We start from the raw sequence: 16,337 nt of genomic DNA on the forward strand, positions 1-16,337 counted from the left end.
TGTGTGGTTCCGGGTCCGCCTAGCCTGACTGCAAAGACAGCGCCAAGGGGCCCAGGGTGATCAGTGCCCCCACCGCGACGGCGATCAACGTGCTGGCGATGTCCTCCGTCTTGCGCACCACCCGGACGCCGACCACCAGGCCGAGGATCACCAGCACCGAGAGCACCAACGCCACGATCCTGTTCCAGCGCCACAGCTCGTCGAACGCGACGAACAACCCGGCGCCGAAAGCGACGGCCAGGATGGACTGGAACACCACCAGGCTGCCGCGCCACAGCGCCTCGAGCCGGCCCGCCGGGTGGACCTCTGTGGCCCGGTCGGCCTCGTCCTCGAGGTGGCCCTCCTCGCGCTCCTCGTGCGGCAAGAATCCGGCGGCCAGCAGGTCCGCGTCCTCTTCGGCCTCGTCGGTCTCGGTCTGCAGGAAGGAGCGGACGTACGCGGAGTCCTCCAGCGCGGGTTCGGCCTCGCGCACCTCCGAATCCATCACGTCCACCGGGAGGTCGGTGTAGTGGTCCATCGGGTCGGGATTCATGCCCTCGGCGCCGGAGCGCCCGGTGCCGTTGGTCTCCCCCGCCTCGCCATGGCTCAGCGGGCGCGGGTAGGCACTGCGCTCCGGTCCCGCTGCTTTCTTGGGCTGCGACGGCGACTTGGGCCAGCGCGGCTCCGGCTGCGACCAATAGGCGGCGGGCCTGCTCTCGGTTTGCTGCCGGGGCGCGGCCCGCTCGGTGACGGGCTCCTCGGCTATCGGTTCTGCGCTGGGCCGCCCGGCCGTGCGCGGGTCCTCCTGGTCGTCGCGGATGACCGGGATCTCGCCGGTCAGCTCGGCGACGGTCACCGCGTCGCTATCGCCGCGGCGCCGGCGACGCCGCCGCGTGACCGCCGGGGCGCCGATGGTTCCGTTCTTGGCCAGAAGTTCGGCCACCGAGATCGGCCGAGTGCCGGGGCTCTCGGTCTCGGAGTGTGGTCCGGTCATGCTTTGTCGCCTCTCGATCGGTTGCCGTCCCGATCACCTGCCTGGCCTCCAGCATCGCGCACGGATCGCTTCATGAGGGGCGTTCCGTCGGCTTCGCTGTCGAGTTTGCGCAAGATGAGACCTTCCCGTAACGCCCACGGGCAGATATCCACCGATTCAATCGACAGCGCTCGCATACTCGCCTCCGCCACCAGCGCACCCGCCACGATCTGCGGCGCCCGCTCGGCGCTCACCCCTTCCAGTTCTGCCCGGTCGGCGGTCGTCATCCTAGAGATGAAAGATATGAGTTGCCTGAGGCCGTTTGCTGTGAGCGTCCTTTTCACCCGCGGTCCGGCGGCCGACGGTGCCGCGCCGGTGAGCCTCGCCAGCGAGCGGAACGTCTTCGACGTCGCCACCGCCAGGTCGGGCGCGCCGGCTTCGAGCACCGTCACGGCGGAATCGGCGAGCTCGGCGTCCAGCCAATCCCGCAGCATGCCGACCCGGCGCCGCCCGGGCGGATCGTCGGGCAGCCACTCGCGGGTCAGCCGGCCGGCGCCCAGCGGCAGCGACAAGGCCACCTCCGGCTCCTCGTCGACCCCGCTGGACATCTCCAGCGAGCCGCCGCCGATGTCGAGGTTGATGATCCGGCCGGCGCTCCACCCGTACCAACGGCGCACGGCCAGAAAAGTCAGCCGGGACTCGTCGACCCCGCTCAGCGCCTCCAGCTCGACACCGGTCTCTTTGCGGACGCGGGTGAGCACGTCCTCGGAGTTCACCGCATCGCGCAGCGCGGAGGTGGCAAACGCCATCAGCTCGGCGCAGCCCGAACTGTCCGCGATCTTGGCGAACTCGTCGATGGTGGAGATCAGCTTCTCCGCGCCCCGCTTGGTGATCTTGCCGGAACTGTCGATCGACTCGGCCAGCCGCAGCGTCGCCTTCGTCGAACTCATGGGCGTGGGGTGCCCACCACGGTGCGCATCAACCACCAGCAGGTGAACCGTGTTGCTGCCCACGTCGAGGACGCCCAATCGCACGGGAAACAACCTAGTCGGGCGACGATGCGGACCGCCTCGCGGCCCGCTGAGGAGCACGACAATTTAACCTTGCGGGCGACGATGCGGACCGCCTCGCCGGGCCCCGAGTGTCAGCGGGCCGAACAGCCGGAATCGTCGTCTAACGTGGACCCGTGGCGAATTCTTACCCGGAGCGGGGAAACGAGGTCGAACTGGACTTCGCCCGTGAGTGGGTGGAGTTCTACGACCCGGACAATCCCGAGCACCTGATCGCGGCCGACCTCACCTGGTTGCTGTCCCGCTGGACATGCGTGTTCGGCACGCCCGCCTGCCACGGCACGGTGGCCGGTCGCCCGGATGACGGATGCTGCTCGCACGGGGCGTTCCTGTCCGACGACGACGACCGCGCCCGGCTCGACGACGCCGTGCAGCAACTGACCGACGAAGACTGGCAATTCCGCGAAAAGGGCTTGGGCCGCAAGGGATACCTGGAACTCGACGAGCACGACGGACAGCCCCAGTACCGCACCCGTAAACACAAGGACGCCTGCATTTTTCTGAACCGGCCCGGCTTTCCGGGCGGCGTCGGATGCGCGCTGCACAGCAAGGCCCTCAAGCTGGGCGTCGCCCCCCTGACCATGAAGCCCGACGTCTGTTGGCAGTTGCCCATCCGGCGCAGCCAGGAATGGGTGACGCGGCCCGACGGCACCGAGATCCTCAAGACCTGGGTCACCGAATACGATCGGCGCGGCTGGGGCTCCGGGGGCGCCGACCTGCATTGGTATTGCACGGGCGACCCAGGCGCCCATGTCGGGGCCCAGCAGGTCTGGCAGAGCATGGCCGACGAGCTGACCGAGTTGCTCGGCGCGAAGGCCTACGCCGAGCTGGCGGCGATGTGCAAGCGGCGCAGCAAGTTAGGCCTCATCGCGGTGCATCCGGCGACTCGACTCGCCGAGTAGCCTCAGTCCTGTTGTAGGCCAAGACCATTCGCCCCGCACTCGCGTTCAGGTACTCTTCGACCGCGGCCGCGGCCTCGGCCTCGTCGCCCGCCAGCACGGCGTCGGTGATCGCGGCCAGCCCGGCCACCACGGGCGCGGCGTCGTCGTAGGCGGCGGTGAGCTCGTGCTCGCGGCCGCCGAAGGCGTGCTCGACCCAGCGATACAGCAAAGCCAGCGCCCGGTTGCGGCTCAGCTGGATCAGCACCCGGAAGTAGGCCAGGTCGGCGGCTTGGCGCGCCTCCGCGCTGTCGGCCTCCCGGACCGCGGCGAGCGCGCCGCGCAGGGCCTGCGCATCCTCGGCGCCGCCCCGTCGCGCGGCCGACCTCCCGATCAGCGGGCCCAGCGCGGCCCGGATCTCGAACAGCTCCACCAGGAACTCGGGCCCCAGTTTGCGGACCAGCGCCTCGACCACCGCGGGGTGGGTGAGCGCCTGCGGGTCCGCGACCACGTTGCCGCTGCCGTGCCGGGCCTCGACCAGGCCCATCTGCTGCAGCCGGGCCAGCCCCTGCCGCAGCGACGTGCGGTTGACGCCGAGCTGCTCGGCCAGGTCGCGCTCGGGCGGTAAGGCCGAGCCCGGCGGAAACGCGCCGTCGAGGATGGCGTCGGTGATCGACGCGGCGATCTGTTCATCGACGCGTTGGCGATCGAGGGGACGCAGCGGACTTGACTGGTTCATTGGTTCAACCAATATAGTGGACGAACCCATCGGAGGTGAGCAATGGACGAGGACACGCGATCGGCATCGGCGCCACGCTGGCGCGGCGCGGCCGGCCGCCTGGAAGTCTGGTACGCCACGCTGTCGGATCCGACGACGGGCGCGGGGCTGTGGGTGCACTGCGAGACGGTGGCCCCACTCGTTGGCGACGACCCCTACGCGCACGGCTGGGTCACCTGGTTTCCGCCCGACGGCCCGCCCCTCACGGGGCGGTTCGGGCCCGTGCCGACCCGGCCGGCGACCGGCCCGTGGTGGTTCGACGCCGCGGGCGTGCGGGTGGGCGACAAACAGCTCAGCGGGCACGCCGGGTCACTGGCGTGGGATCTGTCCTGGACGGACACCGGCGCTCCGCTCTGGACGTTTCCCCGTGCGGCGTGGGACCGCGAGCTGCTGCCGGGCGCCCAGGTCGTCCTCGCCCCGACCGCCGACTTCACCGGCTCGCTGACCGTGGGCGACGCCGCCGCGCCCATCGAGGGGTGGCGCGGCGGCGTCGCCCACATCTACGGGCACGGCAACGCCAAACGCTGGGGATGGGTGCACGCCGACCTAGGCAACGGCGACGTCATGGAGGTGGTCACCGCGGTCTCGCACAAGCCGGGGCTGCGCAGGCTGGCACCGATGGCGTTCGTTCGGTTCCGTATCGACGGAAAGGATTGGCCCGCAGGGCCTTTACCGTCGCTGCGCATGCGGACGACGCTGGGCCTGCAGCACTGGCAACTGGAGGGACGCATCGGCGGTCGTCGGGTGCTCATCCGGGTCGACCAACCGGCGGAGAAGTGCGTGAGCCTGGGTTACACCGATCCCGACGGCGGCAAGGCGGTGTGCACCAACACCGAACAGGCCGACGTTCACATCGAGATCGACGACCGGCGTTGGTCGGTGCTCGGTCATGCCGAGGTCGGCTTGCGCGGCGCCGAGGCACCCGACCTCAACGAAAGGATTCCGACATGAGCTTTCTCCTCGACCCCCCGCTGCTGTTCGCCGCCGGAGCGCTGATCGAGCGGCAGGTGCCTTCGGATCGTCGCGACGTCGCCGAGGCCGCCACCCTGGGCGTCTTCTTCGGCGGCTCGTTCGGGCTCTACAACAACGTGCCCGGGCTGGGTCTGCTGTGGCGACCCTTCCGCGCCCGCAATGGCCGCGACTTCATGTGGAACAGCGGGGTTTTCAGCGTGCAGACCGAAGAGCTCGACTGGCCCATGCATGCCGCGGCCGGGGCCATTTTCGCCACCTATCCGTTCTTCATCAAGATGGGCCGCCGCTTCGGACGCCTGCTGTGAGCCGTCTCGCCGGCCGGGTGACCGCCGCGTTCGGCACCGCGCTGCTGCCGCAGGAGTGCGGCGGCCCCCACCCGGCTCAGCTGGTCGAGCGCATCGAACGCTATCTCACCCAGTTGCCGGTGACGTCCCGGCTGGGTGTGCGCGCCGGGATGGCATCGGCAGCTGCCGCAAGCTATCTCACCACCGGACGATCATTGTCGCGCTTGAGCCCTGACCGGCGCGACCAGGTGCTGCGGCGGGTGGCATCGCTCAGCCCGGAGGCCGGTGCGGCCGTCGAAGCCGTGAAGGCAATCGTGTTGCTGGCCAACGGCGCCGATGCCTACGCACCGGAACTCTTCGCCCGCGCGAACCGGCATGACGTGGCGCGGCCCGATGCGGACCTGGCCGTCACCGTGTCGGCCGACAGCCCGTCCGTCGTCATCGCCGACGCCGTGGTGATCGGTTCCGGGGCCGGCGGCGCGATGGTGGCCCGCACGCTGGCGCGCGCGGGGCTGGATGTCGTCGTGCTCGAAGAGGGCCGCCGCTGGACGGTCGAGGAGTTCCGCACCACCCATCCGATCGACCGCTACGCGGGGTTGTACCGCGGCGCCGGGGCCACCGTCGCCCTGGGACGCCCGTCTGTGGTGCTGCCGATCGGTCGCGCGGTCGGTGGGACCACCGTCGTCAACTCCGGCACTTGCTACCGGCCGCCGGAGGCGGTGCAGCGGCGCTGGCGCGACGAATTCGGGCTTGCCGTGGCCGATTCGGACCGGCTGTCCGCGCGTCTCGACGATGTCGAACGCACGCTGCGGGTCGCCCCGGTGCCGCTGGAGATCATGGGCCGCAACGGACACCTGCTTCTCGACGGCGCCGCCGCGCTGGGCTGGGAGGCCGCGCCCATCCCCCGCAACGCGCCGGGCTGTGAGGGGTGTTGCCAGTGCGCGATCGGCTGCCCCCGCAACGCCAAGTTCGGCGTGCACCTCAACGCGCTGCCCGAGGCGTGCGCGGCGGGCGCGCGAATCATCTCCCACGCCCGCGTGGAACGGGTGCTGCACCGGCACGGGCGCGCTCGCGGGGTGCGCGCGCGCCGACCCGACGGCACCGCGCTGGACGTCATCGCCGACACGGTCGTCGTGGCCGCCGGAGCCACCGAGACGCCAAACCTATTGCGGCGCAGCGGTCTTGGCGCACACCCCCGCCTCGGGCACAACCTCGCGTTGCATCCGGCGACCGTACTCGCCGGACGCTTCGAGGACGACGTCGTCGCCTGGCATGGTGTGCTGCAAAGCGCGGCCGTCCATGAGCTGCACGAGTCGCACGGTGTGCTGATCGAGGCGACATCGACCCCGCCGGGGATGGGGTCGATGGTGTTTCCCGGCTACGGCGCCGAGCTGCTCGGCTGGCTGGACCGGGCGCCGCGGGTCGCGACGTTCGGCGCCATGGTGGCCGACCGCGGGGTGGGCTCCGTGTCGTCCGTGCGCGGCGAGACCGTCATCCGTTACCCCATCGATCGAGGCGACGTCGCCAAGCTCATGACGGCGATGGAGGCCATGGGCCGGTTGCTGTTCGCCGCGGGTGCCGTTGAGGTGCTCACCGGCTTGCCCGAGGCGAAGACGGTCGCGTCGCTGCCCGCGTTGCAGGATGCGTTGCGCCGAACCAGCCCGAGAAGCCTGCACCTGGCCGCTTTTCACCCGACGGGCACGGCGGCCGCCGGCGTCGACGATCAGCTCTGCCCGGTCGACCAGACCGGCCGGCTGCGCGGCGCCGACGGGGTATGGGTGGCCGACGCCTCGATCCTGCCCAGCTGCCCGGAGGTCAACCCGCAGGTGTCGATCATGGCGCTGGCGCTGGGGGTGGCCGACGAGGTGCTCGGCGCGCGCTGAGTCCCCGTGCTGTGCCGCCGCTACGACCGCGCGTCCGCCGGGGCCGCGTGCCGCGGCTGATGCAACAGCGCCCGCACCAGCGGGCGCGGCCCGACGGACCGAAGCATCTGGCTGGCCGGGCGGACCCGCACCCGCTTCGGCCACCAGAACCAGCGCCCCATCACCGTCATGATCGACGGCGTGATGAGAGATCGGACGACGAAGGTGTCGAACATCAAGCCGAGCCCGATCGTCGTGCCGAACTGGCCGATCGCCCGGAGATCGCTGGTGATCATCGTGGCCATCGTGACGGCGAACACCAGACCGGCCGCCGTCACCACCGGGCCGGTGAGACCCATGCCGCGGATGAGTCCCGTTTTCAGGCCGGCTCCAATCTCCTCTTCGATCCGGGACACCAGCATCAGGTTGTAGTCCGACCCCACCGCCAGAAGCACAATCAATGCGAATTCTGTTGCCACCCAGTGCAACTGGAAATGGAGAAGGTGCTGCCAGATCAATGTCGAGAAGCCGAAGGCGGCTCCCAGCGACATCACGATCGTGCCGACGATGACGCCCGCAGCGACCAAAGCGCGGGTGACGATCACCATGATGATGAAGATGAGCACGATCGAGGCGATCGCCGCGATCAGCAGGTCGAACTTGGCGCCATTGGCGATGTCGTAAAACGTTGCGGCCGTACCGCCCAGGTAGATGTCGGCGTTTTGCAGCGACGTGAGTTTGAGCGCCTCCTTGGCCGCGTTGCGCTCCTGGTTGACTGACGCGATTCCCTCAGTCGTCGCCGGATCCACCGAGTGGGTGATGATGAAGCGCGCAGCCTTGCCATCCGGCGACACCATCAAGCTCAGCCCCAGTTGGAAGTCCGGGTTACTGAAAATCTCGGGCGGCAGGTAGAAGAGGCTCTCAATCTGAGAGTCGTTGAAGGACTTGCCCATTACGGCGTTCGTGTCGGTCAGCCGGTCGAATTGATTGATCAGGCTGTCGAACGTGCTGTAGATGGTCCACGTCGTATCCCGGATCGCCTTCGAGGTGGCGATGTTCTGCGGAATGATCGCCAGCAGCTCGCGCGTGGCCGCGGCCGTGTGGTTGAGATCGTTGGTGAGATTGTGGAATTGCTCGGCGAGTTTGTCGAACCCGTCCAGGGCGTCGAACAGGCTTCGCAGCGACCAGCAGATCGGGATATCGTAGCAGTGTCTCTCCCAGTAGAAGTAACTGCGAATCGGCCTCCAGAAGTCGTCGAAATCCGCGATGTGGTCCCGGATTTCGTCTGTGATGGCCGCAGTGTTTTCCGCGGTTTTCGCGCTGTCGTCGGTGGCGTTCGCGAGATCCTGGGTCACCTTGTACTGGCGCTCCAACAGGGAGATCAGGGTGTCCAGATCACCGATGATCTTCTTGATATCGGCGACACGGTCTTTCAGGTAGTTCAGGTTGCTCCGGATCGGCGCGGTTTGCACACTGAGCTGGAACGGAACGGATCCGTCTTGGATTGGCGGCCCGAGGGGTCTGGTGATGCTCTGCACCCGTTCGATGCCGGGCACCCGGAAGATGGCTCCGGCGATCTTGTCCAGCACCAACATGTCGGTGGGATTGCGCAGATCGTGGTCTGATTCGATCATCAGCAGGTCCGGGTTCAGCCGGGCCTGGGTGAAGTGTTGATCGGCCGCGTCGTACGCCTGAACCGAGGACGCGCTCTTCGGCAGGTAGTACAGGTCGTTGTAACGCGGGTTGAAGCCCGACAACCCCAGGGCGCCGACGATCGCCAGGATGACGGAGGTCGCGAGGATGGGTGCCGGCCACCGCACGATGGCCGTCGCCAGGCGGCGCCACCGCGTGTAGTTGAACTTTCGCTTCGGATCGAACAGACCGAAGCCGCTCGCGAACGCGATCAGCGCCGGTGTCAGGGTCACCCCGGCGGCCACCACCACCAGCAGACCGATGGCGCACGGAAACGCCAGCGAACTGAAGTAGGGCAGCCGAGTGAAATGCAGACAGGCCAGCGCCCCGACGATCGTCAGACCCGAACCCAGCACCACCTTGCTGACCCCGGCGAAGGTGTCGTAGTAGGCGGCTTCGCGGTCCAGTCCCCGCTCGCGGGCCTCCTGGTAGCGGCCGACCATGAAGATCGCGTAGTCGGTACCGGCGGCGATGGCCAGTGCCGTCAGCAGGTTGACGGCGAAGGTCGACAACCCCATGATTCCGGTGTCGCCCAGCAGCGCCACCACGCCCCGGCCGGTGGCCAGTCCGGCGAACAGAATCACCATCGTCAGCAGCACGGTGCCGATGGACCGATAGACGAACATCAGCATGATCGCGATGATGATGATCGTGATGATCGTCATCTTGAACAGGCTGGCGTTACCCACGACGATCGTGTCGTCGGTCAGGGCTCCCTGCCCCGCGACGTAGGCCTTCACCCCCGGCGGCGGCTTTGAGTCCGCGACGATCTTGCGAACCGAGTCAACCGACTTGTCGCCGACTGCGCCGCCTTGGTCACCCCGCAGGTTGACCTGGACGTAGGCGGACTTGTGGTCATAGCTCTCGACACCGGAGGCCGTAAACCGCTGACCCCAGAAGTCGAGCGCATGCTCGACGTGTGCGGTGTCCTGCTTGAGCTTCTTGACCAGATCGTCGTAATACCGGTGAGCGTCTTGGCCGAGCGGCTTGTCACCGACCAGCGTCACCAGGACGAGGTTGTCGGAGTCGTACTCCTTGAACTTCTCCCCGATGTGTTTCATCCCGGTCACAGAGGGCGCGTCGGATGGCGAGAGCGGCACCGAGACGTCCTCGGCAACCTTTTCCAACTGTGGGACGAAGACGTTGACGCCGACCGCGATCAGCAGCCAGGCCACGACGATCGGCAGCGCCAGCACACGGATGGTGCGGGCCAGCCGCGGTTTGTGCTCGACTTCGGAGCGCCGCGCCACAGGGATTTCGTCCGTGTCGCTCGTGTCGTCGGTCACGCGGACTTGTCCAAGCAGGAAACCTGCGCGTCACGCGTGTCGACCTGTTGCTGATCGACCAATTTGCCGTCGACGGTGATCCGGCAGCCGATCGAGGGGCTGTCACCCTGGGCGACGACGTAGGCGAAGATACCCGGCATCTCGGCGACTATCGTCTGCGACCACGGCAACGTGGTGAAGTTGGCCTTCTGCGGTTGTGCGTCCGCATCCATCCAGTTGACGACGCCGGCGGTCCCGGGCGGTCCCAGGATTTCGTAGATGGCGGTCTTGGCCGCGTACGGCGGCGTCGCATCCCGCGCATCGGGCTTGGGCAAGCCGGGTCCCGGGAAGACGCCGTTGAGGCGATCCACTGCAACGCCGCCGATGATCGCTGCCACGACGACGACCAGCGCCACCCATCCCCGCTTGAGAAGCGTCAACACCGTTCTCCCCCATCACGAACGCCCGTTGGGCTGATGCTAAGGCGTTTCATCTGTTCAGGCATTTCGTCGCGTGCGCCACGGCTAGCCGAACACCATGGCTGCCGATTTAATTCCTGCGGTGCGGTGTCGCGTCACAGCCACGGCGCCCGCCCGGGGCCGTGACCGCACCGCTCGTCGTACCCGGCCTGGGCCGCTCGCCGACACCCACTGGCGTCGCAGACATGGAAACCGCTTGCGCTGCAGTCTATTTCGCTGCCATGTGCCGGCCCAGGGCCTATTAGCCTGTCACGCCGCCGATTTCATCGAGATGATCGCGCGGGCCGGGTCGGACCGCGACGCAATCGACAACGAACCGCGAACGAATTAGTTTCAAAAAGTAATTCGCTGGAGTTGGCGATTTTGGGTTGAATTGCACACTTGGCGATTTTCCGAAATGCAGAAACCGGCAGCGATCGAGGGCCCCTGCGCGTACCCTGACGACATGGCTACCAAGGTCAGGACCTGCGTGCATTGCGGCCACACGTTCGATCCCAATGACCGGCCCCGCGACCTGTCGGACCCGGATTGGCTTCCGGCCGCGTCAATTTATTGTTCGCATGAATGCAGTGACCAGTTCCATTGCGAGATGACGCATTGCTGCTCGACCCATGCGAAAAGGAAGGGTCATCGCGAAGCCGCCAAGGCGGCGCGATAATCCGCGCCTGCGCCAAATCAACGGGCTACTGCGACGAAAACCATATCCACGTCCGTCCCGCGGCACTGGGAGTGTTCCGCCGGCCATGGGCTGGCGTTTCCAACGCGGCTCACGTGAACATGGTGTCTCGCCCGGCGGGCAGAGGTCCTGCGGACCATGTGTTATGAACGGTGCGTGCCAGTCCCCGACTTCATCGTTGAGCTCCGTCGCGCCATTGGGACTGCACCGTTGTGGTTGGCCGGCGTTACGGCGGTCACGATCCGCGACGGCCAGGTGCTGCTGGTCAAGCGCTCGGATAACGGCGCCTGGACGGCGGTAACAGGGATCGTCGAACCGGGAGAGAATCCGGCCGACTGCGCCGCCCGCGAAGTGCGCGAAGAAACCGGGGTCAGCGCGCGAACCACCAGGCTCGCCTGGGTGCACGTGACCCAACCGACGGTGCACGCCAACGGCGATCGGGCCCAGTACCTCGATCACGTGTTCCGTATGCAGTGGCTAGCTGGGGAGCCCTACGCCGCCGACGACGAATGCACCGCGGCGGCGTGGTTCGAGCTTGACGACCTCCCGCCGATGACGGCGAACATGCGTCGTCGTATCACGCTGAGCGCAATCGACCACGCCGCAACCGTTTTCGACACCGTCGACGACGCGCCCGCCGACTGGTTGTGACCCGAGCCTTGACCGTGCGCCGTCAGCGCACGCCCGCCGCCCGGCCTAGCCTTCGAGCTTGTAGCCCAGCCCTCGCACCGTCACCAGGTGGACGGGGTTGGCCGGGTCGGCTTCGATCTTGGAGCGCAACCGCTTGACGTGGACGTCGAGCGTCTTGGTGTCGCCGACGTAGTCGGCGCCCCATACCCGGTCGATCAGCTGCCCGCGGGTCAGCACCCGGCCGGAGTTGCGCATCAGGTACTCGAGCAGGTCGAACTCCTTGAGCGGCAACGTGATCGTGTCACCGTTGACCGAGACGACGTGGCGCTCGACGTCCATCCGGACCGGCCCGGACTCCAGCACCCCGTCGCTGATCTCGGAGTCGTCGTCGCCACCACGGCGCAGCACCGCGCGGATCCGGGCGATCAGCTCGCGCGCCGAATACGGCTTCGTCACGTAGTCATCCGCGCCGAGCTCCAGCCCGACGACCTTGTCGATCTCGCTGTCGCGCGCGGTCACCATGATCACCGGCACGCTGGACCGGGCACGCAGCTGCTTGCACACGTCGGTCCCCGACATGCCGGGCAGCATCAGGTCGAGCAGCACGATGTCGGCTCCACCGCGATCGAATTCGGCCAGCGCGGCTTGTCCATCGGTCACGACCGTGGCCTCGAAGCCCTCCTTGCGCAACAGGAATGCCAGCGGATCGGCCAGCGACTCCTCGTCCTCCACGATCAGCACACTGGTCATCAGCGCGACTCCTTCTCATCGCTGCGGCCCCCTCGCCGCTGCGCGGCTGGGGGTGCCCCCACTGCATCGTCGTACGCGCGGGTCATCGACTTAGTTCTTCCTCTCGTTGTGACCTGTTGGGCCGCACCTCGCGACCCTGCGGTTGCTCGGGTTGTTCGTCATCGTCCTTGTAGGCCGGGATCGACAGCGTGAACGTCGATCCGGTCCCCGGCTTGCTCCACACCCCGATGCTGCCGTTGTGGTTGGCCGCGACGTGTTTGACGATGGCCAGGCCCAGCCCACTGCCGCCAGTGGCGCGCGAGCGTGCCTTGTCCCCCCGGAAGAACCGCTCGAAGACCCGCTCCTGATCCTCCAGCGCGATCCCGATGCCACGGTCGGTGACGGCGATCTCGATGTTGTCGCCGCGGCGGCGGCGACTGATCGAAACCGGCGAACCGGGCGGCGAATAGGCGATCGCGTTGGACACCAGGTTGGCCAACGCGGTGACCAGAAGCGTTTCGTCGCCCAGCACCCGCAGGCCGCTGGGCGCATCGGTGCGGATCTCGATCTGAGCGTTGTCGGCGGCCACCTTGTGACGTGAAATTGCTTCCGACACAACGGTATCCACGTCAACCTCGGTGACGTTGGGCAACCGCTCCGCACCCTGCAGCCGAGACAGTTCGATCAGCTCGGCGACCATGTCCCCCAGCCGGTTGGCTTCGACAAGCACCTTCTCGGCGAACCGGCGAACGGTCTCGGGGTCGTCCGCCGACGCCAGCAGCGCCTCGGCGAGCAACGCCATGGCCCCGACCGGGGTCTTGAGCTCGTGGCTGACATTGGCCACGAAGTCGCGCCTGGTCGCTTCCATGCGCGCGTAGTCGGACTGGTCGTGGGCGAACACCACGGCGAACCGGCGGTCTTCCTCGCTGAGCAGCCGCGCCTGCCCGTGCACGGACAGCCCGGAGCGGCCCCCCGCCCGTTTGGCCGGCCGCAGATCGAATTCGACGTCGATGCCACCCAGCGCCTGCTGCGCCGCCTCCCACGCCTGATCGTCGAGCTGCCGGTCGCGCACCAGGCCCAGTTCCCTGGCCCGGTCATTGAGGTAGACGACGTCGCGGTGGGAATCCACCACCGCGACCCCCAGCGGCATCAGGGCGACGATGCGTTGCAGCATCTGCGCGACGGTGATCCCGGTCCATTCCGTGCTGACCCGCTGCCGGCGCTGGGCCGCTTTCGGCGACAGCCGGGTCCCGGCCGCTACACCGACGGCCAGCCCGAGCACGGACAACACCCCGGCCAGCAACAGCGCCGAGAACACAGTCACATAGCAAATCCTACAAATCTTCCTGAACGCCGCCCTAGCGGAACGAGGCCAAAATCGGACAAGTCACACTCTGCGCTTCAGGTGTTCCACTGCCGTTCACGCGATGTTCGGCCAACAGGCCTATGGATATTGCAAAAGACCGCGACCGGAGTCAGCCGCGCCCCTGGCTGGCAACCGCCGCGGCGCCCGCTGCGGCCGCCTCCGGGTCCAGGTAGGTACCGCCCGGCACCACCGGCCGCAGGTCGGCGTCCAGGTCATAACGCAGCGGAACCCCGGTCGGAATGTTCAGCCCCACCACGTCGTCGTCGGTCATCCCGTCGAGGTATTTGACCAGGGCTCGCAGTGAGTTGCCGTGCGCGACGATCAACACCGTCTTGCCACTGCGCAGGTCCGGGACGATGACATCGGTGAAATACGGCAGAAAGCGGACCACCACGTCGGCCAGGCATTCGGTGAGCGGGCCGCCGCCGATGTTGGCGTACCGCGGGTCGGTGTCCTGGCTGAACTGGCTGCCCCTCTCGATCGGCGGGGGCGGCGTGCCGTAGCTGCGCCGCCAGGTCATGAACTGCTCCTCGCCGTAGCGCTCCTTGGTCTCCGCTTTGTTCAGGCCCTGCAGCGCGCCGTAGTGCCGTTCGTTGAGCCGCCAGCTGCGCCGCACCGGGATCCACAACCGGTCGGCGGCGTCCAGCGCCAGGTGCGCGGTGGTGATCGCGCGGCGCAGCAGCGACGTGTAGAGGACGTCGGGCAGCAGGCCCTGCTCGGAGAGGAGCTCGCCGCTGCGCACCGCCTCGGCCCGACCCTTCTCGGTCAGCCCCACGTCCACCCAACCGGTGAACAGGTTCAGGGCATTCCAGTCGCTCTCGCCGTGGCGGAGCAGCACCAGCGTGGCAGTCTCTCCCATGCCGGCAAGTCTCTCACGGCCCTATTCGTCGTCGTCTTCGTCGATCAGGTGAGCGAACGCCTCGAGGTTCTTCAGCGACTCGCCGCGGGATACCCGCCACTCCCATTCCTTCTGGATCGACGAGCGAAAACCCAACTCCAGCAACGTATTAAAGTCCGAATCGACCGCTTCGAGCACCTGCCCGAGCACCCGGTCGATCTCGTCGGCGTCCACCGACGCCAGCGACATGCGGCCCACCAGGTAGATGTCGCCGACCTTGTCCAGCGTGTAGGCCACCCCGTAGAGACGGCGGTTCCGCTTGAGCAGGAAGCGGTAAACGCCCTCGTGGTTCTCGTCGGGCTTGCGGCACACGAACGCCTCGACGCGCACCGAATGCTCGCCGACGCTCAAGATGGTGTTGGTCTTGAGTTTGCGCTCCCCGGGCAGCTCCACCACCAGCCCGGAGAGGCCGCCGTGCGCCCCCACCTGCTTGGAGTAGGTCAGACCACTGGCCTGCAGCGCGTCCTCGATCACGCGCTCCACAGTGGAGGTCACGCACCCACCCCCCGGCGTTCGGCGGTGTACCCGCTGATCGCCCGGCGATAGCTGGCCAGCAGCGCATCGGTGGTGTTCTCCCAGGAGAACGTGGCCGCGTGCGCGGCGGCCGCGCGGCTCATCGCCTCGGCCTGCGGCGTGCGCAGGCGCAGCATCCGGTCCAGGGCGTCCGCCCATCGGTCGACGTCGTGGCCGGCCACCAGCGTGCCGGTGATCCCGTCGCGCACGGCCACCGGCAGGCCCCCGACCGCCGCGGCGACCACCGGCGTGCCACACGCCTGCGCCTCGACGGCCACCAGACCGAAGGACTCCGAGTAACTCGGCACCGCGACCAGGTTGGCGGCCTGGAACAGGGTGGCCAGGTCGGTGCGGGACTGCGGGGGCAGGAAGGTCACCCGCGCCGCGATGCCCAGGTCGTCGGCCAGCCGTCGCAGCCCGTCCGGGGACGCCAGGCCGCTGCCCGACGGGCCGCCGGCCACCACGATGCGCACGCCGGGCAACTTCGCGGCGGCACGCAACACGATGTCGGGCGCCTTCAGCGGCTGGATCCGCCCCACGAACACCACGACGTCCTCGTCGAGGGGCAATCCCAGCGCGGCCCGCGCCGCCCGACGGTCACCCGGGCGGAACACCTCGAGATCCACCCCGGGGTGGACGACGTCGATGCAGGCCGGGTCGGCGCGGTGGATCGAAATCAATTGCCTGGCTTCGTCTTCGGTGTTGACGATCAGCCGGTCTGCCTCGTCGACGACCTGCTGCTCGCCGACCGTGCGCAGCGGCGGCTCGGGCGCATCCCCCGCCGCCAGCGCCGCGTTCTTCACCGCGGCCAGCGTGTGCGCGGTGTGCACCAGCGGCACCGCCCAGCGGTCGCGGGCCAGCCAGCCGACCTGTCCGGACAGCCAATAATGCGAGTGCACGATGTCGTAATAGCCCGGCTCGTGCGACGCCTCCGCGCGCAGCACCCCGGCGGCGAACGCGCACAGCTGGGTGGGCAGGTCGTATTTGTCCAGGCCCTCGAACGGCCCCGCGACCACGTTGCGCACCAGCACACCGGGCGCCACCCGCGCGACAGGCGGGTCGGCGGACGCGGTGGCCCGGGTGAAGATCTCCACCTCGATGCCCCTCCGCGCCAGGTGCAACGCGGTTTGCAGCACGTAGACGTTCATGCCCCCGGCGTCGCCGGTGCCCGGCTGGGCCAGCGGTGAGGTGTGCACCGCCAACACTGCGACGCGGCGCGGTTTCAGCCGGAAGACGTCTTCGTGCCGCACTCTCTCATCTTTACAGGATGCCGGGCCGGCCAGCCCAACCCCC

The 16,337-nt window shown here is 68.1% G+C and carries 15 protein-coding genes; 5 read left to right on the plus strand and 10 right to left on the minus strand.

Annotated elements, in window-relative coordinates:
* Positions 1–19: 19 nt before the first annotated feature.
* Complete coding sequence (locus C1737_RS15755) at positions 20–973, minus strand: hypothetical protein (RefSeq protein ID WP_102418846.1); 954 nt, start codon at positions 971–973, stop codon at positions 20–22.
* Positions 970–1,986 (minus strand): Ppx/GppA phosphatase family protein, encoded by a 1,017-nt coding sequence (locus C1737_RS15760; RefSeq protein ID WP_067928309.1) that lies wholly within the window; start codon positions 1,984–1,986, stop codon positions 970–972. The genes C1737_RS15755 and C1737_RS15760 overlap by 4 nt, the downstream gene beginning before the upstream one ends.
* 152 nt (positions 1,987–2,138) lie before the next feature.
* On the opposite strand from C1737_RS15760, the gene C1737_RS15765 reads away from it, so the two are divergent.
* Positions 2,139–2,924, plus strand: a complete 786-nt coding sequence (locus tag C1737_RS15765; protein WP_067928310.1) for a hypothetical protein — start codon at positions 2,139–2,141, stop codon at positions 2,922–2,924.
* Here C1737_RS15765 and C1737_RS15770 read toward each other — a convergent pair.
* A complete protein-coding gene (locus C1737_RS15770) occupies positions 2,887–3,639 on the minus strand; it encodes a FadR/GntR family transcriptional regulator (RefSeq protein WP_199182858.1) in 753 nt (250 codons plus the stop codon). The genes C1737_RS15765 and C1737_RS15770 overlap by 38 nt on opposite strands.
* A 42-nt stretch (positions 3,640–3,681) precedes the next feature.
* On the opposite strand from C1737_RS15770, the gene C1737_RS15775 reads away from it, so the two are divergent.
* Genes C1737_RS15775 through C1737_RS15785 form a run of 3 tightly spaced genes read left to right on the plus strand, consistent with a single transcriptional unit; the run spans position 3,682 to position 6,817 of the window.
* Positions 3,682–4,629 carry a hypothetical protein gene (locus C1737_RS15775; RefSeq protein ID WP_068097450.1) on the plus strand — a complete coding sequence of 316 codons (948 nt, stop codon included), beginning with the start codon at positions 3,682–3,684 and terminating at the stop codon, positions 4,627–4,629.
* On the plus strand, positions 4,626–4,955 hold the full coding sequence (locus tag C1737_RS15780; RefSeq protein ID WP_067928318.1) for a hypothetical protein: 330 nt from the start codon (positions 4,626–4,628) through the stop codon (positions 4,953–4,955). Before C1737_RS15775 ends, C1737_RS15780 begins: the two co-directional genes overlap by 4 nt.
* Positions 4,952–6,817, plus strand: a complete 1,866-nt coding sequence (locus C1737_RS15785; protein WP_102418848.1) for a GMC family oxidoreductase — start codon at positions 4,952–4,954, stop codon at positions 6,815–6,817. The genes C1737_RS15780 and C1737_RS15785 overlap by 4 nt, the downstream gene beginning before the upstream one ends.
* A 20-nt stretch (positions 6,818–6,837) precedes the next feature.
* Here C1737_RS15785 and C1737_RS15790 read toward each other — a convergent pair whose 3' ends face one another.
* Both C1737_RS15790 and C1737_RS15795 read right to left on the minus strand, forming a co-directional pair.
* On the minus strand, positions 6,838–9,774 hold the full coding sequence (locus C1737_RS15790) for an RND family transporter (protein ID WP_068097444.1): 2,937 nt from the start codon (positions 9,772–9,774) through the stop codon (positions 6,838–6,840).
* Positions 9,771–10,193, minus strand: a complete 423-nt coding sequence (locus C1737_RS15795; RefSeq protein WP_197509341.1) for an MmpS family transport accessory protein — start codon at positions 10,191–10,193, stop codon at positions 9,771–9,773. The genes C1737_RS15790 and C1737_RS15795 overlap by 4 nt, the downstream gene beginning before the upstream one ends.
* An 871-nt stretch (positions 10,194–11,064) precedes the next feature.
* On the opposite strand from C1737_RS15795, the gene C1737_RS15805 reads away from it, so the two are divergent.
* Positions 11,065–11,559, plus strand: a complete 495-nt coding sequence (locus tag C1737_RS15805) for an NUDIX domain-containing protein (RefSeq protein WP_199182859.1) — start codon at positions 11,065–11,067, stop codon at positions 11,557–11,559.
* A gap of 45 nt (positions 11,560–11,604) precedes the next feature.
* On the opposite strand, the gene regX is transcribed toward C1737_RS15805, so the two are convergent.
* The 5 genes from regX to mshA form a co-directional block, all read right to left on the minus strand.
* On the minus strand, positions 11,605–12,288 hold the full coding sequence (regX, locus tag C1737_RS15810) for a two-component sensory transduction protein RegX (RefSeq protein ID WP_007167631.1): 684 nt from the start codon (positions 12,286–12,288) through the stop codon (positions 11,605–11,607).
* 82 nt (positions 12,289–12,370) lie between these two features.
* Positions 12,371–13,591, minus strand: a complete 1,221-nt coding sequence (locus C1737_RS15815; protein WP_102418850.1) for a cell wall metabolism sensor histidine kinase WalK — start codon at positions 13,589–13,591, stop codon at positions 12,371–12,373.
* 151 nt (positions 13,592–13,742) lie between these two features.
* A complete protein-coding gene (locus C1737_RS15820) occupies positions 13,743–14,492 on the minus strand; it encodes a phosphoglyceromutase (protein WP_067920783.1) in 750 nt (249 codons plus the stop codon).
* A gap of 21 nt (positions 14,493–14,513) precedes the next feature.
* Complete coding sequence (locus C1737_RS15825) at positions 14,514–15,026, minus strand: YbjN domain-containing protein (protein ID WP_102418851.1); 513 nt, start codon at positions 15,024–15,026, stop codon at positions 14,514–14,516.
* Positions 15,023–16,327, minus strand: coding sequence for a D-inositol-3-phosphate glycosyltransferase (gene mshA, locus C1737_RS15830; RefSeq protein ID WP_369807564.1), 1,305 nt, complete (start codon positions 16,325–16,327; stop codon positions 15,023–15,025). Before mshA ends, C1737_RS15825 begins: the two co-directional genes overlap by 4 nt.
* Between the last annotated feature and the right edge of the window lie 10 nt (positions 16,328–16,337).

The organism is Mycobacterium sp. 4858 (assembly GCF_900240975.1).
GTDB lineage: Bacteria > Actinomycetota > Actinomycetes > Mycobacteriales > Mycobacteriaceae > Mycobacterium.